We start from the raw sequence: 23,730 nt of genomic DNA on the forward strand, positions 1-23,730 counted from the left end.
CGACCGTCAAGAAACAATATGAACGTCTAACAAGGACGCCACCAGCATGACATCGAAAGCCTCCGCCAAGACATCCGCGAGCAAAAAGACAACGGCCGCGCGCGAGATTGGCGACACGATCTTCGTCAAAGATTTCATCGTAGATTGCAACGTCGGCGTCTACGCGGAGGAGCAGGGCGTAACCCAGAAGGTCGCGTTCACGGTTGAGGCGCGGTTGGCGCCCGAGGTCCACTCCGTGGATGACGCGATGGTGGAGGTTCCATCCTACGCGGATATTATCGATTTCATCGTTGGGCTGGCGCGCGGTGGTCACATCAACCTGGTCGAGACGTTCGCCGAGCGCATTGCCGAAAATTGTCTCGCTGATCGGCGGATCGTGGCCGTGCGCGTGCGGCTGGAAAAGCTGGAGCGCGGACCTCAGCGCGGTGTCGAGATCGTCCGGCCGGCCACAAAAGCAGCCGCGCGCGAATTTGGCCGTGGCTGAGGTCTGGGCGGCCGATACGCCAAGGCCGATTGTCGTCAAGGTCGGTGGATCTCTCATGCAGGCTGGGCGACTGCGCGACTGTCTTGCGTTGATCGCCAAGGCCGAACATCCGATCATCGTCGTCCCTGGCGGTGGTCCATTCGCTGACGCGGTGCGCGATCTTCAGCAGAAGCTCGGCCTTGACGATGCGGTTGCCCACCGCCTCGCCATTCTCAGTATGCATCAAATGGCCGAAGTGATGTGCTCCATGGAGGACCGCTTGACACCCGCGGAGCGCCCGGAAGACTTCGCGCGCTTTATTGCTGACGGCAGAATACCGGTATGGCTGCCGTTAACGATGTGCCGAGACGATCGCGGAATTCCGACAGACTGGACCATCACATCCGACGGGCTCGCTGCGCGGCTTGCCGAGAGACTTGGTGGGCTTGAAGTTATCCTCGTCAAATCAGTTGCTGTCGAGAACGGGAGCACCGTCCAACAGCTCGCGCAGGGAGAGATCGTTGATCCGGCATTTGCTCAGATCGTGAGTGCAGCCAAGCTGCCGTGGCGTGTGCTTGGACCCGGCGATGATGCCCTTCTGGCGCGACTGATCGGGGCGCCGTCACCTTGAAATGTTTAATTCGCAACCGCGCCATCGACGCGGCCTGTTGGGCATGCTAGCGCGGTACACATGGATTATGAAAAGGAACTCAAAGGCATCGCCAGACCGCGGTTCGGTTGGGCGCTGACCGGATCCGGGCACTTCTTCAAGGAGAGCCTGGAGATCATGCGAGAGCTGCCAAATCTCGACGTATTCGTCTCCAAGGCGGCGGTCGAGGTTATCCGCATGTACAAGCAGGATTTCGAGTTGGCGGCGGACGTGCGCATTTTCAAGGATACGACAGCGAGCGCGGCACCGGTCGGCGCGTTTTACTATGGCGTCTACCATACCTTGATCATGGCGCCGGCGACTTCCAATACGGTCGCCAAGTGCGTGGCCGGCATTTCAGACAACCTCGCGACCAATGTTTTCGCGCAGGCCGGGAAATGCCGCGTTCCGACAATCGTGTTTGCCTGCGATACCGCACCGGAGATGGATACCGAAGCGCCAAAGGGCATGGTGAAGGTGTATCCCCGACGCGTCGATCTTGAAAATACCGAAAAGCTAAAGTCGTTCGAGGCCACGACGGTCGTCGAGACGGTGGCGGCATTGCGAGAGGCCGTTGCGGCCAGGCTGACATGGCTCAAGACGCAAAAGACAGCATCCTTTTCCTGACCGGGCGGCTTGCCGAGGACAGGCTGAAATCGACAGTCGCGGAAGCTGGGCTGCAGCCTGGCTCGTGGTCGGTGTCGAATCTCGGCATCAAGGTTGCGGCGCTGATGACGGAAGCAATCGTGCGCAACCGCCTCAAGGGCCCGCTGCACGCCGACCGCGTGATCGTTCCCGGCCGCGCGCGGATGAATCTCGACAGTCTCAGTGGACATTTCGGTGTGCCGTTCGAGCGTGGTCCTGATGAGTTGGCAGACCTGCCGCAATATCTGGGGCGCGGCGGCAAGCCGCCGGACTTTTCCAAGTATGACGTACGCATATTCGCCGAGTCGGTCGATGCTACAGCATTGAGCGTGGAAGAGATGTTGGTGCGCGCTGGCGAACAGCGGGCAAAGGGCGCTAATGTCATCGACATCGGATGCCAGCCCGACACGCCATTCCCGCATTTGGAGGAGATGGTCAGCGCACTCGTCAAGGCTGGCTTCAAGGTCAGTGTCGATAGCGGGGATGTCGATGAATTGGCGCGTGGCGCCAAGGCTGGAGCGCATTACGTTTTGAGCCTCGACGAGACGACGCTCGACGCGGTGAAGGGCACATCATGTACACCAATCCTCGTGCCTAAGCCGCATGGCGATCTCGCCTCGCTTCTGCGGGCGATAGATCTTGCGAAGACAAAGAAGATTCCTCACATCGCAGACCCCATTCTCGATCCGATTCACTTCGGCTTTACAGCCTCGATCGAGCGTTATGCGGAACTGCGTCGCGCGCGTCCTGATGTCGAGATCCTGATGGGGACGGGTAACCTGACCGAGTTGACGGAAGCCGACAGCCAGGGGGTAACAGCCATGTTGCTCGCCATCTGCTCGGAGCTGTTCATCACCAATGTGCTGATAGTCCAGGTTTCACCGCATACGCGACGCACGATCGAGGAGCATGACGCGGCGAGGCGTCTGCTGTATCGCGCTCGCGCGGATTCGAGCCTTCCCAAGGGGTATGGCGGGAACGGTTTGCTCTCGTTGCACGATCTTCTGCCCAACCCCATGAACGATGCCGAGATCGCAAATGCCGCGCGCGAGATCAGGGACAATAACTTCCGCATCCACACTGGCGAGTCTTTGATCCACATCGCCAACCGCGACGGCCATCACACAGCTACCGACCCGTTCGAACTATATCCCAAGCTAGGCGTAGATGCGGACGGCGCCCATGCCTTCTACCTGGGCTACGAGCTTGCCAAAGCTGAGATCGCGTTGCAGTTGGGCAAGCGATATACGCAAGATGGCGCGCTCGATTGGGGCGTTGCGGCTGACAAGAAGAGCGAGGATCTGACGCGCCATGCGCCTGAAGGCGAGACGCTGAAGTCCAAGGAGGCGTCCGCCGAGCGCAAACGTGAGAAGCTTCGCCGCGAGCAAGAGGACAACAGCTGATGCCGCGCATCGTTGAAACCATCGTAACGACCATGAGCGCCCGCGGCGACGTGCACGTTGCACCGTTGGGGCTGATCGAGGATGGCAAGCATTGGATCATCGCGCCCTTCAAGCCCTCGCGCACGCTCGACAACCTGCGTGCAAACTCATTTGCGGCTGCAAGCCATACCGACGACGTGCGCGTTTTTGCCGGTTGTGTCACTGGCCGCAAGGATTGGCCCGTGGTGCCGACGAAGGTTGTTAAGGGCGGACGACTTCAGGAGTGCGTGGCGCACTGGGAGCTAAAGGTGGAGCATGTCATTGAGGATGAGCTTAGGCCGCGCTTCGTCTGCGCGCTGGTTCATCGAGAGACGCACAAGGGCTGGGAAGGCTTCAACCGTGCGCAAGCCGCCGTCCTTGAGCTCGCGGTGCTTACAACGCGCCTCAAGATGCTGCCGCCGGAAAAGGTCGAGAACGAACTGAAGTATCTTGAGATCGCGATTTCCAAGACCGCAGGGCCTCGCGAGGAGGAGGCTTGGGGGTGGCTGATGGACAAAGTCACAGCTTGGCGCGCCTCCGCTCGATGAGTTGCGCTGTTGATTTGTTAAAACTTAAGATTGCGCAACCATAAATTGCATGGTAGGTGTGCTCCCAGATTTGGGAGCGCGTCATGGCACAGGCTTTTGTTCATTCGGGGGGCAGTTCGTCGGCGCCAAAGCCGCAGGATGCCGGCTGCTCAGACAACGCTCGGAGCAGGCTTTCTAACTTCCGAAAACATGGATTATTGCAGTGGATTGCGAGGATTCTGACTGTCGAGCATAGGTGCACTATGCCGGATGGGACGACACGCTGGAGCGAAGTTTCCTCGGAGAATGCCGGCGACGACTGCTACGCTTGCCCCGAGTGCGGCGCCCACTGGCGACATCGATAGGTCGGCCGGATTTCTTGCAGTGGTTGTGAGCGGTGGAGGCCGATGAGCCTATCGCGTTGGTGATCTACCAATGCGGCGCTCGCGGACCCTTTCGGAAAATCTCTTCTAGACGTCGTCGCGTCGGAGGCACCGTTTCATCCGGCAGTGCATCGAGCGCGAAGAATCCGTGTTCGGCAATCTCACTGTTGGCGGCCGGGAAACGCAAACGGCGCCAGCGTTCGACGGTAAACAGAACGATGTGATCTCCAGGGAAGGCGTCGAAGTGCGCGTAAATGCCAAACAGGCGCGGTTCCTGTTCGAGAGCGATGCCCGTTTCCTCGTCGAGTTCCCGTGTGATTGCGGTCTTCAGCGATTCTCCGCGTTCAACACCGCCACCGGGAAAATGCCAGCCCGGGCGGTAGCCGTGGCGTACGAGAAGAACCTGGCCCTCGCCGTCAGTCACCACGGCCTGTGCACCGAGTGTCACTCGATGCCGGTGGTCGCGTCGTGTTGGTATTAATAACGCCATGCTCATATTTCTAAACGATTGCGCCCTCTTTATTAGAGGGCGCTTGCGTCTAATGTAAAACGTCGGGCCCTGCCGGGGGGATCACCACCAATCGAACAAGGTCTTCGGCCGTATCGGCACCCGGCGTTCATAGCGGTTCAAGGGGCGATAGTAATAACGGTCACTATAGAAGTCCCGGTCGTAGTAGGCCGACGGTGGTGGGGTCTCGCGCTTGCGCTTCAAGAGCGCACCTGAAGGCTCGTCGCTAGACACGAGGATGAAATCGGTGCCGGGGCCCGTTTCCTTGCTCAGCTCCTCGTCGGAGATAATGAGCGAGGAGCCCGGCCAGACATACTTGGAAATGCGGGCGCGCACATCCGCTGGGATCGACACGCGCTCCAATGCGGCTGCGGCCTCAGAAGCATTGGTGACGGGTGGGGCATAGCTTTGATTGCTTTTTCGCTTGCGTTGGCCGCGATCGTCCCAATCGTCTTCATACGCGGTGCGACGCGAGATAGTAACCACGTTCCAGCGCACTTCATTGCCGTCGTTGGCGTAGTCGAGTGCGGTGAAGATATGGGTTCCGATGACCCGATCCGGCTCCGCAATCGCCACCTTGGTGTCGAAGACGGGTTCGTTGCCCTGGCGAACGTAAAGCTTTTGAGACTTGAGGCTTACGAAAACCGAGATGGGCATCGTCTTGCGACGAGCATTGGATGATTCTTGTGCCGCCATTGTCTTGGCCTTCTCGGCAACGGCGATATCTTCTTTGAGCTGCTTGAGGCTTTCTTCAGCCTGCTGGGCGGCCGCTCGCACATCATTGGCTTTGGCATCGATTGTGGCGAGAGACTTCTCGGCTGCGTTCTTTTCTTTTTGCGCGCTTTTCTGCGAGCGCGGCGTGCGGGCGGCGGCGAGCCTCTTTTCGGCTTTGGCCAATCGGTCTTTGGCCTTGTCTACGAGCTTTTCGATGCGGTCGCGCTTTGTAATGAGAGAAAGTTCTTTCTTGTGGCTCTTAAGCTGGCCCGTGAGGTCCTGCCAGTGCTGCGTAGCGACTTCGGAAGCAGCCGTCTTTTCGCGCGCGTCGGCTCTCAAGGTGTCCAGCAGCTTTTGGCGGGCGGGCCAATTGCCGACGTCCGGTTGCATGAGAGATTCGCTTGCGTCAGCGTTATCATCTTCATTGTAAGCGGTGGGGATCGCCATTGCTGTCGCCTCGATCGGCTCGGGCGCGAGCAGCAGGGGATTGCTGATGTCGACGGGGGCAATGTCGTCGCGGGAGATCACCACGCGCATGCCCAGCTTGGTCAGCGGGAAGATCTTTTGGGCAAAGTTATAGGGCAGGCGAACGCAGCCGTGAGACGCAGGATAGCCAGGCAGGGCTCCGGCGTGGAGCGCCACACCCGACCAGGTGATGCGCTGCATGAACGGCATCGAGGCGTCGTCATAGAGATTTGAGTAATGCTCGGCGTTCTTCTGAAGAATACTGAACACGCCGACCGGCGTCTCGTAGCCGTCCTGGCCGCTCGAAATTCGCGCGCGAAGTGCAATCCCGCTTGCGTCATAGACCGAGATGCGCTGGTCTTTGATGGAGACCACCGCGATGGCGGCCTTGCCGCTCAACTCCACCTCGGGTTCGGGGGGTGGGACGTCTTTTTTCCGGCGCGCGGAGGCGGCGTCTGCGGACGACACCACGATCAATCCGGCTAGCGCCGCCACGAAATAATGGAAAAGTTGCTTCGAACTACCCGAACGCATGGGTGAAATCTCCCGTAGGCCTCCGGCGAAAGATAACGTCCCTAGCCTTTAATGAAGATGAACGCGCAGATTGCCACTCAGAATTTCATCATTTTCTAACGCTGCCGCCGAGCCCGCATCCGGCTGGTCTAACTATATAAAGTTTGCTGCAGGTGAACAGTTCCAATGAGCAACAGTATCGTGGTTAGGCTAACTGTTTAAGGTGGGGCGCAAAGAAATTCATATTAAGAAATAAGATTATAAAAACACGGCAAGACCCTGATTTCTTTTAAATTAACACTCGACGTTAAATATTGCCCCTCGGAGATTGTATGGCGCAGCAGGGTGGCAGCCCAGTAAATGCAGCGATCGTTGTCTTCAGAAAATATCCCGCAGCCGTTCGTCTGCGCATTAGAGAGCCGATCAAGCTCCCTTTAGGCTGCCCGTCGTGGCCACTGGAAATTTCAAGATCCAGTGCAAGCCCTCAGTGAGGTAGAGGGTCTGTGCCTCGCCCTGGACGGATCTAGCTGTGAGCGTTTCGAGCACTTGTGTCCCAAAGCCCTTCGAGCTTGGTGGGTTCACTGGCGGACCTCCGTGTTCTTGCCACTCCAGAACCAAATTCTGCTTTGCGTCTTCACTTGGCTGAAGGGTCCAACGGATCTCAACGCGACCTGTCGGGACGGATAATGCGCCATATTTGATTGAGTTCGTCGCCAACTCATGGAGAGCCAATCCGATCGCCTCGGATGCTTGCGGTGAGAGATTAACGTCAGGCCCCGAGACCTCAACGCTCTCGTTCTTAATCCCGGTCAGGATGCCGATCTGGTGCTCTACCAGTCGCCTTAAGGGGATGTTGCGCCAATTTTGGTTGACCAGAAGATCGTGTGATGTCGCGAGGCCTTGCAGCCGCTGCCGGAACGCTACGATAAAGTCGTCAATCGATCCGGAATGGCGCGCCGTCTGTCCGGCAATTGCCTGGATGATCGCAAGTTGGTTCTTGGAACGGTGGGCCACCTCTCGCATCAAGAACTGGCGATGTTCTTCCTCGGCTTTGCGCTCGCTTATGTCGTGCATAATCGAGGACGTGCCGATAATCGTTCCGTCGGGCCGCCGGATTGGCGCAGAGTTGAGCGAGACATCGACAAGCTGGCCGTTCTTTTTTTGTCTAACGCTATCAGCCCGTACCGACTCTCCCGACAACACCAGTGAGCGTTGTGTCGTGAATTCGGACTCATTTCCAGTTGGGACGAGAATGGACTTAGGCTGCCCGATAATTTCTTCGGCCGTGTAGCCGAACAGGTCCTCAGCGCCCTTGTTCCAGCTCATGATCTTACCATCGAGACCAATGCTCATGATGGCGTCGCCCGAGGAGGCAACAATAGCGGCAAGGCGTGCGCTCTGTGCTATCGACTTTTCGAGCGCCTCGCGAACTTCATCCAGTTCCGTTATGTGATGAACTGAGTCTGGAACAGGCCGCCCTCCGGCGAGCGCGCTTGCAAATTGGCTGAGATTTTGGATCGGCTCAGAAATTCGTGACGCCATGAGCGAGGCCAGCCACAACGATGCGAGCACGAGGCTTGTGCTGCCAAGCAGTGACCAAGCGAGTGCTTTTCGCAGTGGTGCTTCCAATTCGGCCTGGGGAACGGCCACGACAGTCGTCCATCCGGTAAGTTCCGAGCGGCGAAAAGAATTGACCATCTCGACGCCTTCGTAGGTCACGTTCTCGAACGTGCCAGATTGGTTTGGTCCGGTCGCCACAACGCCCAACTCGGGGCGCGCTTCGTGACCAACCCTATTCTCGGCGTCCAGGCTTCGGGCGACATAGCGATTGTTTCGATCAACTATGGCTGCAGCCCAATTCTTTCCCAATCCGTGATCTGCAAAGATGCTGCTCAGTGAAGCGACGCGGATTTCGGCGGCAAGCCCGAATATCACCTTGCCATTGCTCTTCACCGGAGCTGAGATAACAACGGTCGCGTGTGACAAGCCTTCACCGCGGACCGGGGACACTGCGGGTTGTCCCGAGAAAACTCTCTCCATCGTAACAGGATCTAACGCATAGTCTGCCGGGGTCTTAGGATCTGTTTCTGTTGTGGCCTTGACTTTGCCTTTGGGGGTGAAGGCCCAAATCCGCGTTATGTTGGGCTCTGGAACAAGCTTCGAAGCCTGTCTGCGAAAGTCTGCGAAATCGCCTTGAACCAATTCATCGGCGACCGCCAGTCCAACCAGCATGCCAATCGGAATTGCGATCTGTTGGTCGACCGCCGATGAGATGCGATTAGTGATTTCCAGGCGTTCGAGTTCGACAATTCGCCGCTTCGTGGACGCGGAATCGTAAGTCATCCAGATGGAGGCGAGGATAAGAGGAAACAGAATAAAGCCGATGAGCGAAAGGATCCGAAATCGAATCGTCCGTGCTTGTTTTTGAGGCCAGGCACTCAACTCGCTCATTCAAACATCTCCCGAAAATCCTTTTAATATATCAATGTTCAGGGTCGAAAGCGATCGCGGTACGCTGGCAAACTTCCTGGCGCAGGCAGGGAGGTGGCTCGGTAAATTCCGATAGCGACCGCTCGAGCCATACACCGGGCTGCCACAAAACCGATGTCGGAGAGCTGTCTGAGATCTGGTGCGCGCTTGGCCTTGCCAGTGGCTGCCGCGAAAATGAGATCACCGTCCATCGGTGCATGGGAGGGGCGGATGGCGCGGGCCAGACCATCGTGCGCCATGATGGCGACCCGCCGGGCCTGAGCTTTGGTCAGCAATGCATCCGTGGCAACCATGGCGATGGTTGTGTTCGCTCGCGGGTTTCCGTCTCCCTTGATGGCCATGTCGAATGCCGTGGGAGGGAGGTGTGCCGGGCTGCCTAGTCCCCCGAACTCGCTTTCGTGCTCGTCTAGTCCCGCCCAGAAATGTGGTCCGTCACCGATTAGTGCCGACCCCACGGCGTTAACCGCGACCAGTGCGCCGACGGTAAAACCTTCCGACGTCGTGGCGCTGGAGGAGCCGAGGCCGCCTTTGACGTTGGCCGTTGTCGCTCCGAAGCCTGCACCCGCTGTGCCGAGGTCGAACCGGCTGGCTGCCTCCGCTGCCGCACGGTAGCCAAGCTCCCACCATGGCGGAATCCCGCTCCAATCGGTTGCGCCTGCTTGCGCCAGGTCGAAAAGGACAGCGCCTGGGGCAATAGGTACGTGAATGTTTCCCACCTGAAAGCCGCGCCCTCGCGCGCGCAGATAGGCGAGCACCCCCCCGCCAGCACTGAGCCCGAACGCGGAGCCTCCTGACAAGAATAGCGCGTCTACCCGTTCGACAGACGCCTCTGGTTCCAGCAATGCGGTATCGCACACGCCGGGCGCCCCGCCGTGGATAGCGACCGATGCGACGGCGGGTTCATCGAAGATCGCGACGGTGACGCCTGAGGCAACGGTTGGGTCGTGTGCGTTCCCGACGCTCAGGCCTGCCACATCGGTAATGAGATTTCGCATCCAGAATTCCTGGCAATTCGCAATTGTGGGAACAGTATCTATCCTGGGTCTAAATCTGTCATATCAGCCCGCAAGAATTGGCGCGAGAGGAGTGGGCAATCGAAATTGCAAAGACGCACGCCGATGCTGGAGCGGCATCGACGAGGGAGGCCGGTGAACGGCATCATGGGCAATCTTCTTTGGCGTTTACTTGGGCTTACTAGCCAGTCGGGTGTGCGGAAGCGCTGCTTGTTTCGACAGCGCCCTTGCCATCGGCAGCCAAGGGTTGTTTTCTGCCGATCGAGCGGCAAGCTGTTGCGGTCAGGCGATTGAACTTGCTAACCAGGGCTTTGACCCGTCTGAGCTGGGCTAGTTACCGAGCATGAATGTCAAGTCAGCCATCGTCAGCGGTGACGTTGAGAATTTGTCCTGCAACGAGGCGGGGCAATGGCTTGCGATCGCGACCCACCCGCACAAGGAACGCGCCGCAATCGAGAATCTCGAACGGCAGGATTTTCAGACATATTGCCCGATGGTGCGTAAGAGGATCCGCCACGCGCGCCGCGTGCAGGACGTGCTGCGACCGTTGTTTCCCGGCTACGTCTTCGCAGCCCTGAGTGCTGGTCAGTCGTGGCGAAGTATTCACTCCACGCTAGGGGTTCGTCGTGTCATCGCGTTCGGAGAAACCCCAGGGATGCTGTCAGGCGACTTCATATCTGCTCTACGCGCGCGAGAGATCGACGGCGCCATCGTGAAGCCGTCGCAGGACTACCAGGTCGGGCAAACGGTGCGCATGACAGGTGCTGCCTTTGAAGGCCTTGTGGCAACGATCGTCGAAATGGACGAGAAGCAGCGTCTTGTCGTTTTGCTGGACCTTTTGAACCAGACGGTACGAGTCCACACCGACGTTCACGGTATCCGCGAGACATAAACCGCTTTCAAATCGAGCTGGAGTCAGTACGAGACAACATTGCAGCCCAACGCCTTCCCCTCCGATCCGAGCTGCTCGCAGATCGCCTCCGCGTCTTTCTTGGAGGTTGACGGGACAGCGAGCAATTGCACCCAGGTTGTTTGATCGGTTCCAGTGAAGCTGCGCAGCTCGGCAGTCTTGTTGCCTAAGACAGCAGGATGGCGCTTCTGCAGATCCTGATAGATCTGCAACGCAACTTTGCCGTCGCGCAGAACCAAGATCACGGGCGCGAATTTCTGCACAGGTTGAGGCGTAGGCTTGATGGTGGTCTTGAACGCCGTCGGCTCTTGAACCTGCGGCTTGGGAGCAGTGGGGGCAGGTATGTCAATTTTTGGCTCGGTCTCTTTCGGCGTAGAGGCCGGCGCTTTGAACTTTTTTGTATCCGGACCGACAGGGCGTTGAACGGTTGGAGCGGCGACTGCCACAGGGCGGGCTGGTTCAGATAGCGTGTCTTGCGCGGTTGCCGCATCATCCGGATTTGCGGCTGTGCTCGCAGGTGGCATGACCACAACCGTCGGCTGACTGAGGGGAGCCGTGGTGAAAGTGGACGCAGGCGCATTCGCTGCATCTTCACGCTCGGCAACGCCCGTCGACGGTTCATCTCCCCCTTTGGACTCGACCGTGTCGCTCAAACGCTGCCGACGTTTGTCCGCCATGCGGTCTGTGTCTGTAGATGGCGCGGTGCCATTCTCCGTCCTGCCACCAGGGACGAGTTGAGCGGGTGTGGGTTCGCCTGGATTGAGAATGATCGACCATAGGCCGACGATCAAAGCTATGAGCCCGATAATCACAGATAGGCGGCTGGTCAGGATACGTTTGACGACTCCCAATGAAGGCTCATTCCGCTCGCGCTGCGAGCTCGGTCCCAGTCGTGCAGGTGTCGGCTCCTGCGCCCCGTAGATCAGAGCGGTCCGGCGCAACGCTTGGGTGGGTTGCAACTTGAACGGTTCAAGAGTTGAACGCGTGATATGAGGCAGCGCCCTGGTATTGCTTGGACGAGCCTGAATTGGCCTATCGAGAAACGTCCCCCTGTCAGGACCCGGAATCGTTTGCGGCAAAGTTTGCGCTTGGAGAAGTTCGAACGGTCCGCCCTGCTGCTGAGATTGAGCCTCAAACAAGATGGGCTGTTCGTCCGTCTCAATCAGCCGGGTGAGTAAGAGGATCTGCTGGGTAATGGCAACCTGGGTCGCGGCGAGGTTTTGAGCGCAGCGGACAAGACCAGGATCGGGTTCAAACGGTTCGGCCCTATGCAATTCGATGATTACGGCATCAAGGCACGACGCAAGCTCCGCCGAAACTGCCGAAAGGCGACGGATGACATCGTGTGTCGATTGGAGTTCAGGTTGACGATGTAGCGGCAAGGCTTGATCTTGGCGCGCCAAGTCTCTTTAGGAGTTACGCAAACAAAAGTCGGTCTTACGTGCCCGACATCTATGCTTATCCCTATGATGTCGGTTTTTGTCAAAATCCTGTCACGTGTTTTTCGTGACCAAGATCATGCGTACTCATCATGAGGTCATTCGACCGACCCCCCTTTAGCAATTCCGCGGTCATTAGTCGCCAACTAATGTATCGCCCTCAGAAAAGCGTCTTGTCGGCGTGCAATATATTCCCTGATCGTCTCGCTGTGCATGACGATCAATGCTTTCCAGCGAGATGGTTGAATTAGAAATGTTTTTTGTTGCCTCCAAGGTTCTCTTCTTCATTTTTCAGCCCTCAAGCCTAGCAGTGATGTTCGCGCTTGCCGGCACGTGGGGGTTGAGGCGTTCGCCCAGATCACGAATTGCCATGACCTTTGCAGCGATGGGGTTTGGCTGGATCGTGCTCGCCGGGTTTCTACCGATCGGCAATGTTTTGATCTTTCCCCTTGAAGAGCGCTTTCCCTCGATCTCCGATGAACAACTCAAGTCTCGCAACGACGTTGCGGGCATCATCATGCTTGGCGGATTTGAAGACGGGTGGGTGAGTGCCGGGCGCGGCCGTTTGATGGTCAACGAAGCTGCGGAACGCTTGACCGAAACCGTGCGTCTTGCGCGCATGTTCGATAAGACAAAGGTTGTCTTCACCGGGGGCGTCGGTCGGCTTGTGGGAGACGCGGAGGCTACTGGCCCCGTCGCCGATTATCTGCGGGATATGGGAATAGATAACGCGCGGATAATGACCGAGGGTGTTTCTAGAAACACGTTTCAAAACGCCGTGTTCACGCGCGAGGTGGTATCGCCGAAGTCTGGGGAGACGTGGCTGCTCGTTACCTCAGCCTTTCACATGCCGCGCGCAATGGGGGTGTTTCGAAAAGCGGGTTTCGACGTTCTGGCGTTTCCCGTCGATTACCGGACCCGCGGACCGGGCGACATGCTGCGGCCCTTCAATTCAATTCCCGATGGATTGAAGCGTGCGGATGTGGCCGTGAAAGAATGGATCGGCCTGGTCGCCTATTGGATCAGCGGCCGGTCTAGCGCCCTGTTCCCGCAAGCCTAGACTTTCTCTTGAGGGTGTTTGGTTGACGGAAACCACCCGGTTCCGTACCTAGTTCCGTCCTCAGACGGACATACGCCCGCATCTCGAACTTCCTCGGATCGTTGCCGCATGACCCAAAAAGTCGCACTCATTACCGGTGTTACCGGCCAGGATGGCGCGTATCTGGCGCGTTTGCTGCTTGATAAGGGCTATGTCGTTCACGGCGTAAAGCGGCGCTCCTCATCTTTCAACACGGCTCGTGTCGATGATCTTTATATCGACCCGCATGAAGGCAAGACGCGCTTCTTCATGCACTATGGCGACCTTACCGATGCCACCAATCTCATCAGGCTCGTGCAAGAGCACCAACCAGATGAGATCTATAATCTGGCCGCCCAGAGCCACGTACAGGTTAGCTTCGAGACACCAGAGTACACCGCCAACGCCGATGCGCTCGGCACGCTGCGTCTCCTGGAAGCGATACGAATTCTCGGCATTGGAGACAAAGTTCGCTTCTATCAGGCATCGACGTCTGAGCTGTACGGCAAGGCTCGGGAGACCCCACAGAAAGAGACCACGCCATTCTATCCGCGCTCTCCTTATGCCGCCGCAAAACTCTATGCCTATTGGATCACAGTGAACTACCGTGAAGCCTACGGTATGCATGCATCAAACGGTATCCTGTTCAATCACGAAGGGCCCACTCGAGGCGAGACATTCGTGACGCGCAAAATCACGCGCGCTGTCGCTGCGATCCATCATGGGCTGCAAAAGCAATTGTATTTGGGCAATCTCGACGCCAAGCGCGATTGGGGACATGCGCGCGACTTTGTCGAGGGCATGTGGCTTATGTTGCAACAGCCAGAGGCTGACGATTACGTTCTGGCGACGGGAGAGACGCACTCGGTTCGCGAATTCGTCGAGCTCGCTTTCTCCTGCGTGGACCGCAAAATCGCTTGGCGCGGTAAGGGCGCAGACGAGATCGGCTATGACAGTGCGACCGGCGATGAGCTTGTACGCATCGATCCTCGCTATTTCCGTCCAACGGAAGTCGATTTGCTTCTCGGCGATCCAAGCAAGGCGCACCAGAAACTCGGGTGGTCGCACAAGACGTCCTTCAAGGAGCTCGTCAGCGAAATGGTTGCCAGCGACCTTGCGCTTGTTGAGCGCGAGACTTGGCGTAACGATCGCACTGCAGGCTGAGCAGCTCAACGACGGGAAATGAAGAGATCGCATGAGCACGCAAGCAGCGCCTTATCGCTATGATCTTGAAGGAAAGCGCATTTTTGTCGCAGGGCATCGCGGGATGGTAGGTTCCGCTATCGTGCGGCGGCTGAAGCGAGAGAACTGCGAGATCATAACCGCTGCGCACACGGAGCTTGATCTGATCCGCCAGAGGGAGGTTGAGGGATTTTTCGAAAGCGTGCGGCCGCAGGCTGTCTTTATGGCCGCCGCGCGTGTGGGGGGGATCTCGGCAAACGATCGCTACCCAGCCGATTTTCTCTACGACAATCTGGTGATCGAGGCGAACGTGGTGCGCGCCGCATTCCAGACCGGCGTGGAGAAGCTGCTGTTCTTGGGGTCATCGTGCATCTATCCGAGACTGGCGCCCCAGCCAATCACGGAAGACGCACTTTTGAGCGGACCTCTGGAGCCGACCAACGAGTGGTACGCCATTGCAAAGATCGCGGGCATCAAGCTCGCGCAAGCCTACCGTCGCCAGCACGGCTGCGACTACATCAGCGCGATGCCGACAAATCTCTACGGGCCCGGCGACAATTACGATCTGGAAACGTCGCACGTCATCCCGGCGTTGATCCGCAAGGCTCACGAAGCCAAGCTGAATAGCGCGTCGTCATTCACACTGTGGGGTAGCGGCGCTCCGCGGCGCGAGTTCCTGCATGCTGACGATTGTGCCGACGCGCTCGTCCACATCATGAAGATGTATACGGGCGAGCAGCACATCAACGTCGGGTCTGGCGAGGATATGACGATTGATGAACTGGCGCGGCTCGTCGCAGAAGTCGTGGGGTTCAAGGGGGGGATCGAGCACGATCTCAGTAAGCCCGATGGGACACCACGAAAGCTGATGAGCGCCGACAAGTTGCGCACGTTAGGCTGGAGGCCATCAATCGGACTGCGCGATGGTCTTGCGTCGGCTTACAAGGATTTTCTCGCGAGCATCCGCTCCTGAAACTCCGCCGACGAACGTGTCGCGTCGCCCATCAGTGCGACGCTAGGCATACCGAGATCTTTCCGATTTGGGTTTTGCGGCGCAGGGAACCAGACGTCGGTCCGCCCGAGCAGGCGGTAGGCGGCGAGCCCCAGCCATTCATGGCGTGCAGACTCCGGACTGTCGTAGTCGGGAGAAAGCGGCCAAGCGAGTGTGTTGAAGCCTGCTTTGCGAAAAACGCCCATCGCGCGCGGCATATGCGCAGCGCTGGTGACAAGCAGCCAGCGTTCGTTCTTGTTCGGGTGGGCTAGGCGGCTTGAGAAGACTGCGTTCTCAAACGTGTTGCGCGACTTTGGCTCTAGCACGATGCGATCGCGCGCGACGCCAGCTTGAACGGCATAGAGTGCCCAGGGATCTTCTCCCCGCCCGGTGATGATAAGCTTTGAATTCGGAAATTTGCGCGCAAGACGAACGGCCTCGATCATTCGGACGCCGAGACCACCAAGTGCGATCACCCCGTCAACGGGTGCGTTGTCTGAAAGCGTCGTGCGGGGAAAGCGCTCGCTGAGCAGGGTAGTGAAAAGCGGAACATCTGGGAGCGGGCCGCTGGATAACAGAAGGACAGCGCTGACCGCGGCGACCGGCATGCTCCGCCGCACAGGCGTCCTTGAACGCGCACACGCGCTTGCCTTCGGTCCGGTCCGGTACACGCACACAACTCCAACGCAACGCTGCGCTGCTTCGTGTTGGGATACAGACGACAGCCGTCCACGTGGCGCAGCGCACCTGCATGGGATAGCGGAATGGTGTTGCGGGAGATTTAATGCAGCCCGGTCAAAGGCTCTTTTCGCGCAAAGCGGCGAGCAGATCTTGCCAAGATATGACTGCGGTGCTCAAAGCGAAACGCTTTTCGGCTGCGCGGCGTCCGCTTTCGCCCAATGCCCGGCAGAGGACAGGATCAGCAGCCAGAGTTTCGATAGCTTGTGCGAGAGCTGCTCCATCGCCCTGGGCTACAGTCAGGCCGCAATGCTCTTCCGCAATGAGCCGCGCAACTTCGCCGTCGGCATCTCCGATAAAAATGGCGGCACGCCCGGCGGCGGCGACCCCGTAGAACTTGCTGGGCACTATGAGGCCTTCGAGCTCGGGCCGCAGGGACACCAGATGGACGTCTGCTACTGACAGGCTCAGTGCGAGGCGTTCGCGCGGTTGATAGGGCTGAAAGCTCACCGATGATAGACCTCGCGCCGCGCACTCTGATTTCAGCGTATCGAACTGCGCGCCCCCTCCTATAAAGAGCCAGCGAATTGGTGTTGGGTGGTTCTCACGCTTAGCTTCAAGATGACCGATGGCGTTAAGCAACGTTTCGATTTCGTGCGTGCGACCAAGGTTTCCGGAATAGCCAACGACGAAGGCGTTCGCGAACCCCCATGAGGCGCGCAGTCGATTTTCAGAGGGAGAAACCGGCACGACGCTATCGCAGTCAGCCCAATTGGGGATGACACGGACTTTCCCTTTCGCGACACCGCATCGTTTTACAAGCGCTGCCATGCGCTCGCCGATCGCGATTGTTGCGTCGCTGTTGCGTAATGAGCGATCGCGCAGTTTACGCAAGGCCGAGAATAGTGCGCCGCTCAGCCGGCCGTCCCCCATGCCGACGGCTTCGGCCACTTCGGGAAAGATGTCTTGTAGCCAGTTTGCCGTCTTGGCACCGCGCGCACGCGCAATAGCGCCGGTGAGCACACCGAGCATTGGTGGATCAGTTTTCGAGATAACGATGTCCCCATTCTGTGCCAAATGGAAAACCGCCCATGCTGCACTGATATAGAAGGTCGCGTAGTCAAAGACACGCCCGACGAGGTTGTGACGTCCGAAGCGCGAGGTCCACACGCGTTTGACGGTGACGTTTCGCACAGTCTCGGAGTCTGGAAGATGGACAGCAGGATCGTCGTATCGCAATCGGCTTGTTATGACGGTGACAGTCTCCTCTTTTTGCGCCAACGCGAACGCGAGGTCGGATAGCATTTGGCTGGTGGCCGAATGGTCCGGGTAAAAGAAGCGGTTGACAAAAATGACGGCCATGGAGCGCGATGTGCTTATGTTGGCTCGGGTGCGAAGAGGTGCTGTCAGATGTTCTACTCAACCATAGCCACGGCGCGTGAGCCAATGATCAAGGACATGCGCATTGAGCAGTGATTGGCGTCCGTGACCTTCCCTGTAAGCTGCTTCCAGTTTTGCCGTATCGACATAAGCATGGATGGGACTCTCAGTCTTGAAAGCAGGAAGGGGACGTTCGTGCACCAGACGCTGGAGTGGATCGTTGACGAGGGGTGTCTTAGGACGTCGCAACACCTCTTCTGGGAGCAGCCCAGTCATGGCGTGACGGACAATCGATTTTGCCCGCGATTGCGGAACGGGCGGGAGGCGGACGAGGAATTCGATCACCCGCGTGTCGAGATAGGGATGGCGATAATCTATCGGAGCCTTCGCGAGCACGGGGTCCATCGACTCCAGAGTCGCTGGCCAGATGCTCGATGTAAGTGACGCGAACGCCCGCGGCCTCCAAGGATGGGAAACAGCACGCAGCCTATAGTGTTCCGCGCAGTAGTGGTCGTAATTCGTGCCGTCGATGAAGTCTGGATTGAGCCAGTTGTCGGGGACCGGAGGAGGTGCATCGATCCAGAGACGATTGAAACTCGAAAGCCGTTGCCAGGCGAGCTTCCATTCCCTTTGCGGTGTCGTGGCGATCAATTGCGCTATGGCGATTCCCAGCCGCCCGAAGCGTCGTTGCCGCGCGAGCCAGCGAAAATAGGGCCGCCATTCAAATGTCAGTGCGTTGTCAGGCCCCTCACCATAGAGCCAGATGCGCGATCGCTGTGCCATGTCCTTATGCATGGCTTCCTCGAAGCGTCGAATGATAATCGCATCGGAAGGCTCTGCCAGCGTCGTCGGCATCTCAAACCAGTGTGGATCGTAGCTCGTGTCGTCCATCGGCACGACGGTGTGCGCCACACCAAGTCGCTTGGCGATAAGGCCGCTGTAGTACTCTTCCTGGTCATCAATCAGTCGTTGATAGACGCGGGTCTGCGTGACGATGCGTGAGGGATTGCCGAGGTGGGCGACGGAAAGTGCCGCCAAACTGCTCGAATCCAATCCGCCACTCATCGTGATGCCGGTAATGCCAGGGTCGAGCCGGTCTGCCAACGCGGCCGTGACGCTGTCTCGAAAAGCTTCGTCGTAGGCACGGGAATTGGGCAGAAAAAGTGGATCTCCGATTTCGAGCTGCCAGTAGCGTGTCGTGGTCGATCGTGATCCTTCAATACACAACACGGTTCCTGGCGCGACCCGGTTGATATGCGAGTAAACCGTGGCCTCCGCCGGGGGACTGAAGTTGTTGGTCAGAAAGCTCAAGATCCAAAGAGCATCCAGATCCCTTTTGAAGGGGATGGCCGTCGTGATTTTGTCGAGGTCGTCACTGATGACGAACGCACTGTCTGTCTGGGTCCAGAACAGAGGCCGCACGCCAAAGCGGTCTCGCGCGCATACCAGCCTCTGGGCGTGTTCGTCCCAAAGAACAAAACCAAAGTCGCCGTGCAGGTAGGAGGCAAAGGCGGGCCCCCATCTGTCGTAGGCTGCAAGACAAAGCGCGGCGTCGCTCGGCGTGCCGCCATCTGGAAACAGAAGTTTTGTGAGTTCATTGCGACGGTCCAACCGGATGCGGCCAACCAAGGTCAGACGTTGGTCCGGTGAGGATTCTGCGGATGCCCCGAAGGGCACCTCTATGCTCGTGGGCGTATAACGGATCTGAACTCGTCGCCGTTCGCTTACCGTGAGATGCTGTTCACCCTCTATCGAAAACGGGAGGGGGCCGGTCGCCTCACCATCGTTTAGGCCACCCGTTTGGGAGGAGCAGACCAGGAAACTCATTGTCTATTTACGTTCATTATTTGTGTCTGTAAGTCCTGGGGATGGTTTCTCAAAACTAGGGACTTTTTCCCGACTTGGTTCAATTCTGGCATATAGTCTCCGCGCGATGTGTGTCTTAGATGCACGTGGAGTGCCTTAGCCCATATGCTACCGGTGGCAACGATGGTTGATCGACCAAATAAGAATGAAGGATCCAAGTCGAATTCTAAGCTTGCCTATCGAGCACCCAAACTTATGAAGTTTGGCACGCTTCGGGCGATGACTTTGACATTTGGGAACATGGGCACCGTTGACGGCGGAGCAACTACAGGTCTGATGAAAACCGCGGCGTGAGTTTCCCGTCTAACGAACGGTTTTTTGGTTCGATCTGGCTTACCCTTTAAGCGGCAAGCCAGATGCTGACCAAGTGGTGAGGATCCGCATTTCGTCGGTATCCTCATCCTCTCCTATCAAAATCTTGTTGTCGTGGATCAGCCAAGCATGTGCGCTGAATTGATCAGCGTTTTTGGCAACGCCGATGCGCAACTCACTGGCAAGACCATTCTGAGACAATAGGCGTTGCAAAGAGAGCGCCCTGACAAGGCAAGTCGCGCGCGGGGAAAATCTTGACGCTCTTTCGACGGCGAGAACCAACGCCTCCGCTGCCGTGTCCCCCGTACCCGGTGCACTCGCCCAAGACCTCAGGTTAGCGGTTTGCTGGATCCGCAAACGCGCTTGGCACTGCGCAATGGTAGCTAACGCCCGGGCAAATAGCCGACGGTCTGGGGCCGGGAGACAAACAAAGCGCACCAACGGGTTCACGGTAAAGCGCTCTCAATTTTGTGCACCACTTCGTCGAGCAAATCATGGCGGCGCGGATATGTCAGCCGGTAGACCGGAAGACTGTCACCAATCTTCTTTGCAAATTCCATCTGACGCTGGAGCCGTTGAGGCGTATGCACACGACTGTTCATAGTGGAGGCGCAGATCACGGCGAAGAGATCGAGTCCAGAGAGGCGCTCTAGCGTTATGGTGTTGTCGGCCGCGTCGTCGTGCCCCGGTCTCTCAAGCCAAAACAGAGCGGAAATTTGCACGCCCTCGTGAGGTTCGGTCGCATCGACAGGCTCGAACAGGAATTTGCCCGCGTCCGGGCTCCATTCACCGCGATAGGCAAGGGCGCCACTGTAGATCGGTACGGTGTCGGCATTGAGCTTGAGCCGCAGCGGACCAGGCTGCGCGAATGCTTGGGATCCATCAAATGTCAGGCGAAGCATGTCGTCTGTAACGAGACGTGAGCCTCGCGTGAGAAGATGGGCTGCCAGGGAGGACTTTCCAGCGCCACTGGGTCCAGTTAATCCGAAGCCGCGTCCTTTCCACTCGACCACAGTGGAGTGCAAGGGTTCCTCGCCGTGCTGGATCATGGCTGCGCTAACAGCGAAATTTGCAAGGTAAGCTTCGAACGCGTGCGGCGGCCCTGGACAGAGCGCGTGGTAGGAGATTCGACGCCCGTCGGGAGATACGACGAATTCCAGCCAGTCGTTCCAACGCATGTAGATTGAGCCATCGCCCAGAACGCTGACCTGGCCCCATTCGTCGGTTGGTGGCGGCAAACTATCTCGGATGCGTTCGAAGTCCGTCGCGTCGCCGCTGTCGAGTTGTGAATAGGCGGCAGCGCCTGCCGGTGCAGTCGGTAAAGAAAGCGCCATGTCACTACCCAGGGTCACCCCGTAGACGCGGTAGAGAAATTGGGAATTCATGACCGTGATTGGGCGAATTTTTCGTGGCGCTGCAAGTGGTGATACCACAACGAGGCGTCGAGCATTGAAGATAGTAGGAGCATCAGCATAGGTCTTGAGATCGAACGATTAGAAGTGCCTTTGCATGAAGCGTTGTATATGAGTGCGGTCCGAAACATCAAACAGTCCTTTAGTGCGCCGGACCTTCGGCGACATGGGCGCGGATAACGCGAATCCGATCTCGTTTTCGGCCCCATGTGTCTTCTGGCATAGTTTGATTCCATTTATGAATTTCCCCAGTTTCCTGTTCTAGCGAATCAGATAGCTCTGTGTGCTCATGCTGCAGGGTTCAGGGGATGGCGGGCGTCGTGGCTGCGCCTCAACGCAAAAAGCAAGTCTATAAGCCCCCTCAGCTGAAAAGGCTCGGGACGCTTCGGCAGGCGACATTGACGGTGGGTAATATGGGAAGCCGGGACGGAGCGCGCATGAGGCGCACCCACGTCTGAGCTTGGCGCCGCCCACTTGACCCTGATTCGATGGCTGCGGCGGATAGGCCGTCATCGGAAAACTCGTTGTACGAATCGGTTAGTCTGTGCGCGTCGTGATAACCTTGGAGGAGGACGTCGTGCCCACGCCTAAAAGGCAAAAGCATCGCTATAACGTTCCGAAGCTAACGAAATTCGGCACCCTCCGGGATATGACGTTGAACGTTGGCTTGAGGGGCAGCCAAGACGGCGGGATATGGATCATCTTCAGATTGAGGACGCAGGCCTAGTTGCGCAAGCCAAGTCGTTTCCAGATATCACCGGATTTGAGAAATAGATCGGCGGCGCGCAGAGCTTTGACGGCATCAACGGCATCGCGTCCCGTTTCGGGCGCATTCAGATCGGCATGAATCCTTAACAGCGGCTTTGCTCTTTCAAGCAGATCGGGAATAGTGCAAGCACCCTCCTCGCAGGCGGCCTCGAACGCATGGTGCCACGTGGAAACGTGTACGCCTGCGCCCGCCGTGGGCGAGGCTAATGCATAGATGCCGCGCCCCTCTCGCCACTCTTGCGCGACAAACCTGTTGAACTTCCCGCAGGCATTGCGTGCTTCGGCACTCACCGAGGTGGTGACAGGCTTCAGCATGCGCAGGCTGCACAGGTCCAGCAGCGCGCGAATTATATCGTCGATATTCGCCGCAGGTTCCATTGAACTGGCAATCCCTTTCGCACAGAGAGGACCAGCGACTTCAGCGAAGACGGCAAGTACGCTGCGCGCGGCTACGCGTCGAGATTTAGCAATCGCCAACGCCGGACCGCTCAATTCGACCGGAACCGTCAAATCAATCTCTTCGGCGGGCTGAACGAGGGCGAAGTTTTGCGTGGCGAGCTTGTCCCGGCGCGTTTGCGGACTAAGACGCACTATTCCTTTTGCGAAGATGTCGCTTCGGAACGTCTTGTTGAGTAGAAAATCACGTGTGGTCTCACGCAGGATGGGATCATCGATCTCCTGCAGGAGATCCCTTGCCGGTTCGGAAAAACTCTCGTCGGACGCGTGCTCGATAAGGCGGGCGCTGCCGACGTAGCGCAGGCCTGAAGGTTCAAGTGAGCTGGCCACATCGCTGAAGAAACTAGGATGCCAGTTCCGACCCATGTACTCATGGATATTGTATAGCGGATTGGTCGACTCGATGTCTTTCAAGGTGTGCCGTGCGAAGGGAGTTTCGGTGAAGTATCCCCCATCGTCACATTGCCCGAGCCGGGACGCGAAGCGCATTGCTGCATTCCATTGCTGGTAGGCGCCGACGTTGGGTGAGACAAGATCTCCATGAAGGCGCAGCAATTGCTGCAGGGGTACGACCGCGGCCATGCCCGGCATGGCGTTGTAGGTGAGGAAAAAAATCCCGCCTGGAGCGAGATGCTTTTGCAAAATCTCCACGACTGCGGCGCGGTTCTCCTGAGAGATCCACGACCAGATGCCGGGCGCGGTAATGATGTCGAACTGCGGAAGGTCGGGATGGTCGACAAGTTGTGAGAATGGCAGATCGAGCGCCCTCAAGTGTACGCCGGAAGCAGCTGCCAATCGGTTGGCATAGGCAGCATGTTCCGGGTTGGCATCGGTGCCCCAGTACTCACCAGGGTCGGCTGCGGCGTGGACGTTGAGCGCTACGCCGGTGCCATATCCCAGTTCGAGGTATCGCAGCGGACGGGTTTCTGGAAATGCGACGCCGCAATCGGTTACAGCCAGTCGCAGCCAAGCGGGAGAGAGATAGCTGAGATAGCGATAATGGTAGCGCATCTCGATCGTGTAGCCATCGATATCGCGCTGCTGCTGCGGTGTGTCGTTGAAATCCGTCAAGTCAAGACTCGCTGCGCGCGTCGATCTCGCGTGCTGGTGGCTTGTGAGCTAGACATCGGTCACGATTTCGATCAGGCCCTCGTCGTTGAGCTTGGTAACGAGGTCGATAATGTCAGATGTACATTGCGTCTCATCGACATCATAGACGGCTACAACTGTAGAGACGAGCGCGGCAACCTCTTGGACACCTTCGAGTGCGGCCCAGATGTGCGCGCCGACGGGATCAAGCCCAAAATATTGCGCGCTTTTGAGATTGAGGATCGCGACTTCGCCGTTTAATTCGCATGAAACCTGATCGGCAGATTTTCTGATGCGTGTGGAAGGGGTGATCACGTGATCCTCAAGCGTATCAATCTCGGCCATTTTTGCGCCCATGCCGGTCAATCGGCGACCGCC

20 protein-coding genes are annotated in these 23,730 nt (G+C 57.9%); 9 read left to right on the forward strand and 11 right to left on the reverse strand.

The annotated features are described in order from the left end of the window. Window positions 1-46 precede the first annotated feature (46 nt). From R3D51_06355 to R3D51_06375, 5 genes are read left to right on the forward strand one after another with little or no spacing between them, the layout of a single operon-like run. Window positions 47-484, forward strand: a complete 438-nt coding sequence (locus R3D51_06355; protein MEZ5899100.1) for a dihydroneopterin aldolase — start codon at window positions 47-49, stop codon at window positions 482-484. Further along, window positions 477-1,094: a uridylate kinase gene (locus tag R3D51_06360; GenBank protein ID MEZ5899101.1), complete on the forward strand. Its 618-nt coding sequence runs from the start codon at window positions 477-479 to the stop codon at window positions 1,092-1,094. The genes R3D51_06355 and R3D51_06360 overlap by 8 nt, the downstream gene beginning before the upstream one ends. Before the next feature lie 60 nt (window positions 1,095-1,154). Next, the gene (locus R3D51_06365) at window positions 1,155-1,739 is read left to right on the forward strand and encodes a flavoprotein (protein ID MEZ5899102.1); all 585 of its coding nucleotides are present in this window, start codon (window positions 1,155-1,157) and stop codon (window positions 1,737-1,739) included. After that, window positions 1,703-3,160 (forward strand): DUF6513 domain-containing protein, encoded by a 1,458-nt coding sequence (locus tag R3D51_06370; GenBank protein MEZ5899103.1) that lies wholly within the window; start codon window positions 1,703-1,705, stop codon window positions 3,158-3,160. The genes R3D51_06365 and R3D51_06370 overlap by 37 nt, the downstream gene beginning before the upstream one ends. Continuing rightward, on the forward strand, window positions 3,160-3,726 hold the full coding sequence (locus tag R3D51_06375) for a DUF447 family protein (protein MEZ5899104.1): 567 nt from the start codon (window positions 3,160-3,162) through the stop codon (window positions 3,724-3,726). The genes R3D51_06370 and R3D51_06375 overlap by 1 nt, the downstream gene beginning before the upstream one ends. A 408-nt stretch (window positions 3,727-4,134) precedes the next feature. Here the strand turns inward: R3D51_06375 and R3D51_06380 are convergent, their stop codons facing one another. From R3D51_06380 to R3D51_06395, 4 genes are all read right to left on the reverse strand, one after another. After that, complete coding sequence (locus R3D51_06380; protein MEZ5899105.1) at window positions 4,135-4,578, reverse strand: NUDIX domain-containing protein; 444 nt, start codon at window positions 4,576-4,578, stop codon at window positions 4,135-4,137. Window positions 4,579-4,659: 81 nt separating this feature from the next. Beyond that, window positions 4,660-6,309 carry a L,D-transpeptidase family protein gene (locus R3D51_06385; protein MEZ5899106.1) on the reverse strand — a complete coding sequence of 550 codons (1,650 nt, stop codon included), beginning with the start codon at window positions 6,307-6,309 and terminating at the stop codon, window positions 4,660-4,662. Between the two features lie 402 nt (window positions 6,310-6,711). Beyond that, on the reverse strand, window positions 6,712-8,739 hold the full coding sequence (locus R3D51_06390) for a PAS domain S-box protein (protein MEZ5899107.1): 2,028 nt from the start codon (window positions 8,737-8,739) through the stop codon (window positions 6,712-6,714). Window positions 8,740-8,777: 38 nt separating this feature from the next. Continuing rightward, window positions 8,778-9,773: a P1 family peptidase gene (locus tag R3D51_06395; protein ID MEZ5899108.1), complete on the reverse strand. Its 996-nt coding sequence runs from the start codon at window positions 9,771-9,773 to the stop codon at window positions 8,778-8,780. Window positions 9,774-10,134: 361 nt separating this feature from the next. Between R3D51_06395 and R3D51_06400 the strand changes: the two genes are divergently transcribed. Continuing rightward, window positions 10,135-10,683: a transcriptional activator RfaH gene (locus R3D51_06400; protein MEZ5899109.1), complete on the forward strand. Its 549-nt coding sequence runs from the start codon at window positions 10,135-10,137 to the stop codon at window positions 10,681-10,683. Between the two features lie 23 nt (window positions 10,684-10,706). Here R3D51_06400 and R3D51_06405 read toward each other — a convergent pair whose 3' ends face one another. After that, window positions 10,707-12,083 (reverse strand): hypothetical protein, encoded by a 1,377-nt coding sequence (locus R3D51_06405; GenBank protein ID MEZ5899110.1) that lies wholly within the window; start codon window positions 12,081-12,083, stop codon window positions 10,707-10,709. A gap of 427 nt (window positions 12,084-12,510) precedes the next feature. Between R3D51_06405 and R3D51_06410 the strand changes: the two genes are divergently transcribed. The 3 genes from R3D51_06410 (at window position 12,511) to R3D51_06420 (ending at window position 15,373) form a co-directional block, all read left to right on the forward strand. Next, window positions 12,511-13,200 (forward strand): YdcF family protein, encoded by a 690-nt coding sequence (locus tag R3D51_06410; protein MEZ5899111.1) that lies wholly within the window; start codon window positions 12,511-12,513, stop codon window positions 13,198-13,200. A gap of 108 nt (window positions 13,201-13,308) precedes the next feature. Further along, a complete protein-coding gene (gene gmd / locus R3D51_06415; protein ID MEZ5899112.1) occupies window positions 13,309-14,382 on the forward strand; it encodes a GDP-mannose 4,6-dehydratase in 1,074 nt (357 codons plus the stop codon). 31 nt (window positions 14,383-14,413) lie between these two features. Next, window positions 14,414-15,373 (forward strand): GDP-L-fucose synthase, encoded by a 960-nt coding sequence (locus R3D51_06420; protein ID MEZ5899113.1) that lies wholly within the window; start codon window positions 14,414-14,416, stop codon window positions 15,371-15,373. Here the strand turns inward: R3D51_06420 and R3D51_06425 are convergent. From R3D51_06425 to R3D51_06450, 6 genes are all read right to left on the reverse strand, one after another. Continuing rightward, a complete protein-coding gene (locus R3D51_06425; protein ID MEZ5899114.1) occupies window positions 15,340-15,999 on the reverse strand; it encodes a YdcF family protein in 660 nt (219 codons plus the stop codon). The genes R3D51_06420 and R3D51_06425 overlap by 34 nt on opposite strands. 187 nt (window positions 16,000-16,186) lie before the next feature. After that, entirely contained in the window at window positions 16,187-17,431 is a 1,245-nt protein-coding gene (locus R3D51_06430) for a glycosyltransferase family 4 protein (protein MEZ5899115.1), read from the reverse strand. Between the two features lie 57 nt (window positions 17,432-17,488). Further along, on the reverse strand, window positions 17,489-19,276 hold the full coding sequence (locus R3D51_06435; protein ID MEZ5899116.1) for an asparagine synthase-related protein: 1,788 nt from the start codon (window positions 19,274-19,276) through the stop codon (window positions 17,489-17,491). Between the two features lie 797 nt (window positions 19,277-20,073). Further along, the gene (locus R3D51_06440; protein MEZ5899117.1) at window positions 20,074-21,012 is read right to left on the reverse strand and encodes a hypothetical protein; all 939 of its coding nucleotides are present in this window, start codon (window positions 21,010-21,012) and stop codon (window positions 20,074-20,076) included. Between the two features lie 750 nt (window positions 21,013-21,762). Continuing rightward, window positions 21,763-23,334: a class I SAM-dependent methyltransferase gene (locus tag R3D51_06445; GenBank protein ID MEZ5899118.1), complete on the reverse strand. Its 1,572-nt coding sequence runs from the start codon at window positions 23,332-23,334 to the stop codon at window positions 21,763-21,765. A 48-nt stretch (window positions 23,335-23,382) separates the two neighbouring features. Further along, entirely contained in the window at window positions 23,383-23,709 is a 327-nt protein-coding gene (locus R3D51_06450; GenBank protein ID MEZ5899119.1) for a PqqD family protein, read from the reverse strand. Window positions 23,710-23,730 lie beyond the last annotated feature (21 nt).

The organism is Hyphomicrobiaceae bacterium (assembly GCA_041397645.1).
In the GTDB taxonomy this organism is placed as follows: Bacteria; Pseudomonadota; Alphaproteobacteria; order Rhizobiales; family Hyphomicrobiaceae; genus Hyphomicrobium_B.

Excerpts from the sequence above, each read along its gene's own strand:
- gmd (MEZ5899112.1), top strand. The coding sequence starts at position 13,309 with ATGACCCAAAAAGTCGCACTCATTACCGGTGTTACCGGCCAGGATGGC.
- R3D51_06365 (MEZ5899102.1), top strand. The coding sequence starts at position 1,155 with ATGGATTATGAAAAGGAACTCAAAGGCATCGCCAGACCGCGGTTCGGT.
- R3D51_06370 (MEZ5899103.1), top strand. The coding sequence starts at position 1,703 with ATGGCTCAAGACGCAAAAGACAGCATCCTTTTCCTGACCGGGCGGCTT.
- R3D51_06435 (MEZ5899116.1), bottom strand. The coding sequence starts at position 19,276 with ATGAGTTTCCTGGTCTGCTCCTCCCAAACGGGTGGCCTAAACGATGGT.
- R3D51_06430 (MEZ5899115.1), bottom strand. The coding sequence starts at position 17,431 with ATGGCCGTCATTTTTGTCAACCGCTTCTTTTACCCGGACCATTCGGCC.
- R3D51_06385 (MEZ5899106.1), bottom strand. The coding sequence starts at position 6,309 with ATGCGTTCGGGTAGTTCGAAGCAACTTTTCCATTATTTCGTGGCGGCG.
- R3D51_06395 (MEZ5899108.1), bottom strand. The coding sequence starts at position 9,773 with ATGCGAAATCTCATTACCGATGTGGCAGGCCTGAGCGTCGGGAACGCA.
- R3D51_06375 (MEZ5899104.1), top strand. The coding sequence starts at position 3,160 with ATGCCGCGCATCGTTGAAACCATCGTAACGACCATGAGCGCCCGCGGC.
- R3D51_06425 (MEZ5899114.1), bottom strand. The coding sequence starts at position 15,999 with ATGCCGGTCGCCGCGGTCAGCGCTGTCCTTCTGTTATCCAGCGGCCCG.
- R3D51_06380 (MEZ5899105.1), bottom strand. The coding sequence starts at position 4,578 with ATGGCGTTATTAATACCAACACGACGCGACCACCGGCATCGAGTGACA.
- R3D51_06390 (MEZ5899107.1), bottom strand. The coding sequence starts at position 8,739 with ATGAGCGAGTTGAGTGCCTGGCCTCAAAAACAAGCACGGACGATTCGA.
- R3D51_06355 (MEZ5899100.1), top strand. The coding sequence starts at position 47 with ATGACATCGAAAGCCTCCGCCAAGACATCCGCGAGCAAAAAGACAACG.
- R3D51_06440 (MEZ5899117.1), bottom strand. The coding sequence starts at position 21,012 with ATGAATTCCCAATTTCTCTACCGCGTCTACGGGGTGACCCTGGGTAGT.
- R3D51_06450 (MEZ5899119.1), bottom strand. The coding sequence starts at position 23,709 with ATGGGCGCAAAAATGGCCGAGATTGATACGCTTGAGGATCACGTGATC.
- R3D51_06420 (MEZ5899113.1), top strand. The coding sequence starts at position 14,414 with ATGAGCACGCAAGCAGCGCCTTATCGCTATGATCTTGAAGGAAAGCGC.
- R3D51_06400 (MEZ5899109.1), top strand. The coding sequence starts at position 10,135 with ATGAATGTCAAGTCAGCCATCGTCAGCGGTGACGTTGAGAATTTGTCC.
- R3D51_06410 (MEZ5899111.1), top strand. The coding sequence starts at position 12,511 with ATGACCTTTGCAGCGATGGGGTTTGGCTGGATCGTGCTCGCCGGGTTT.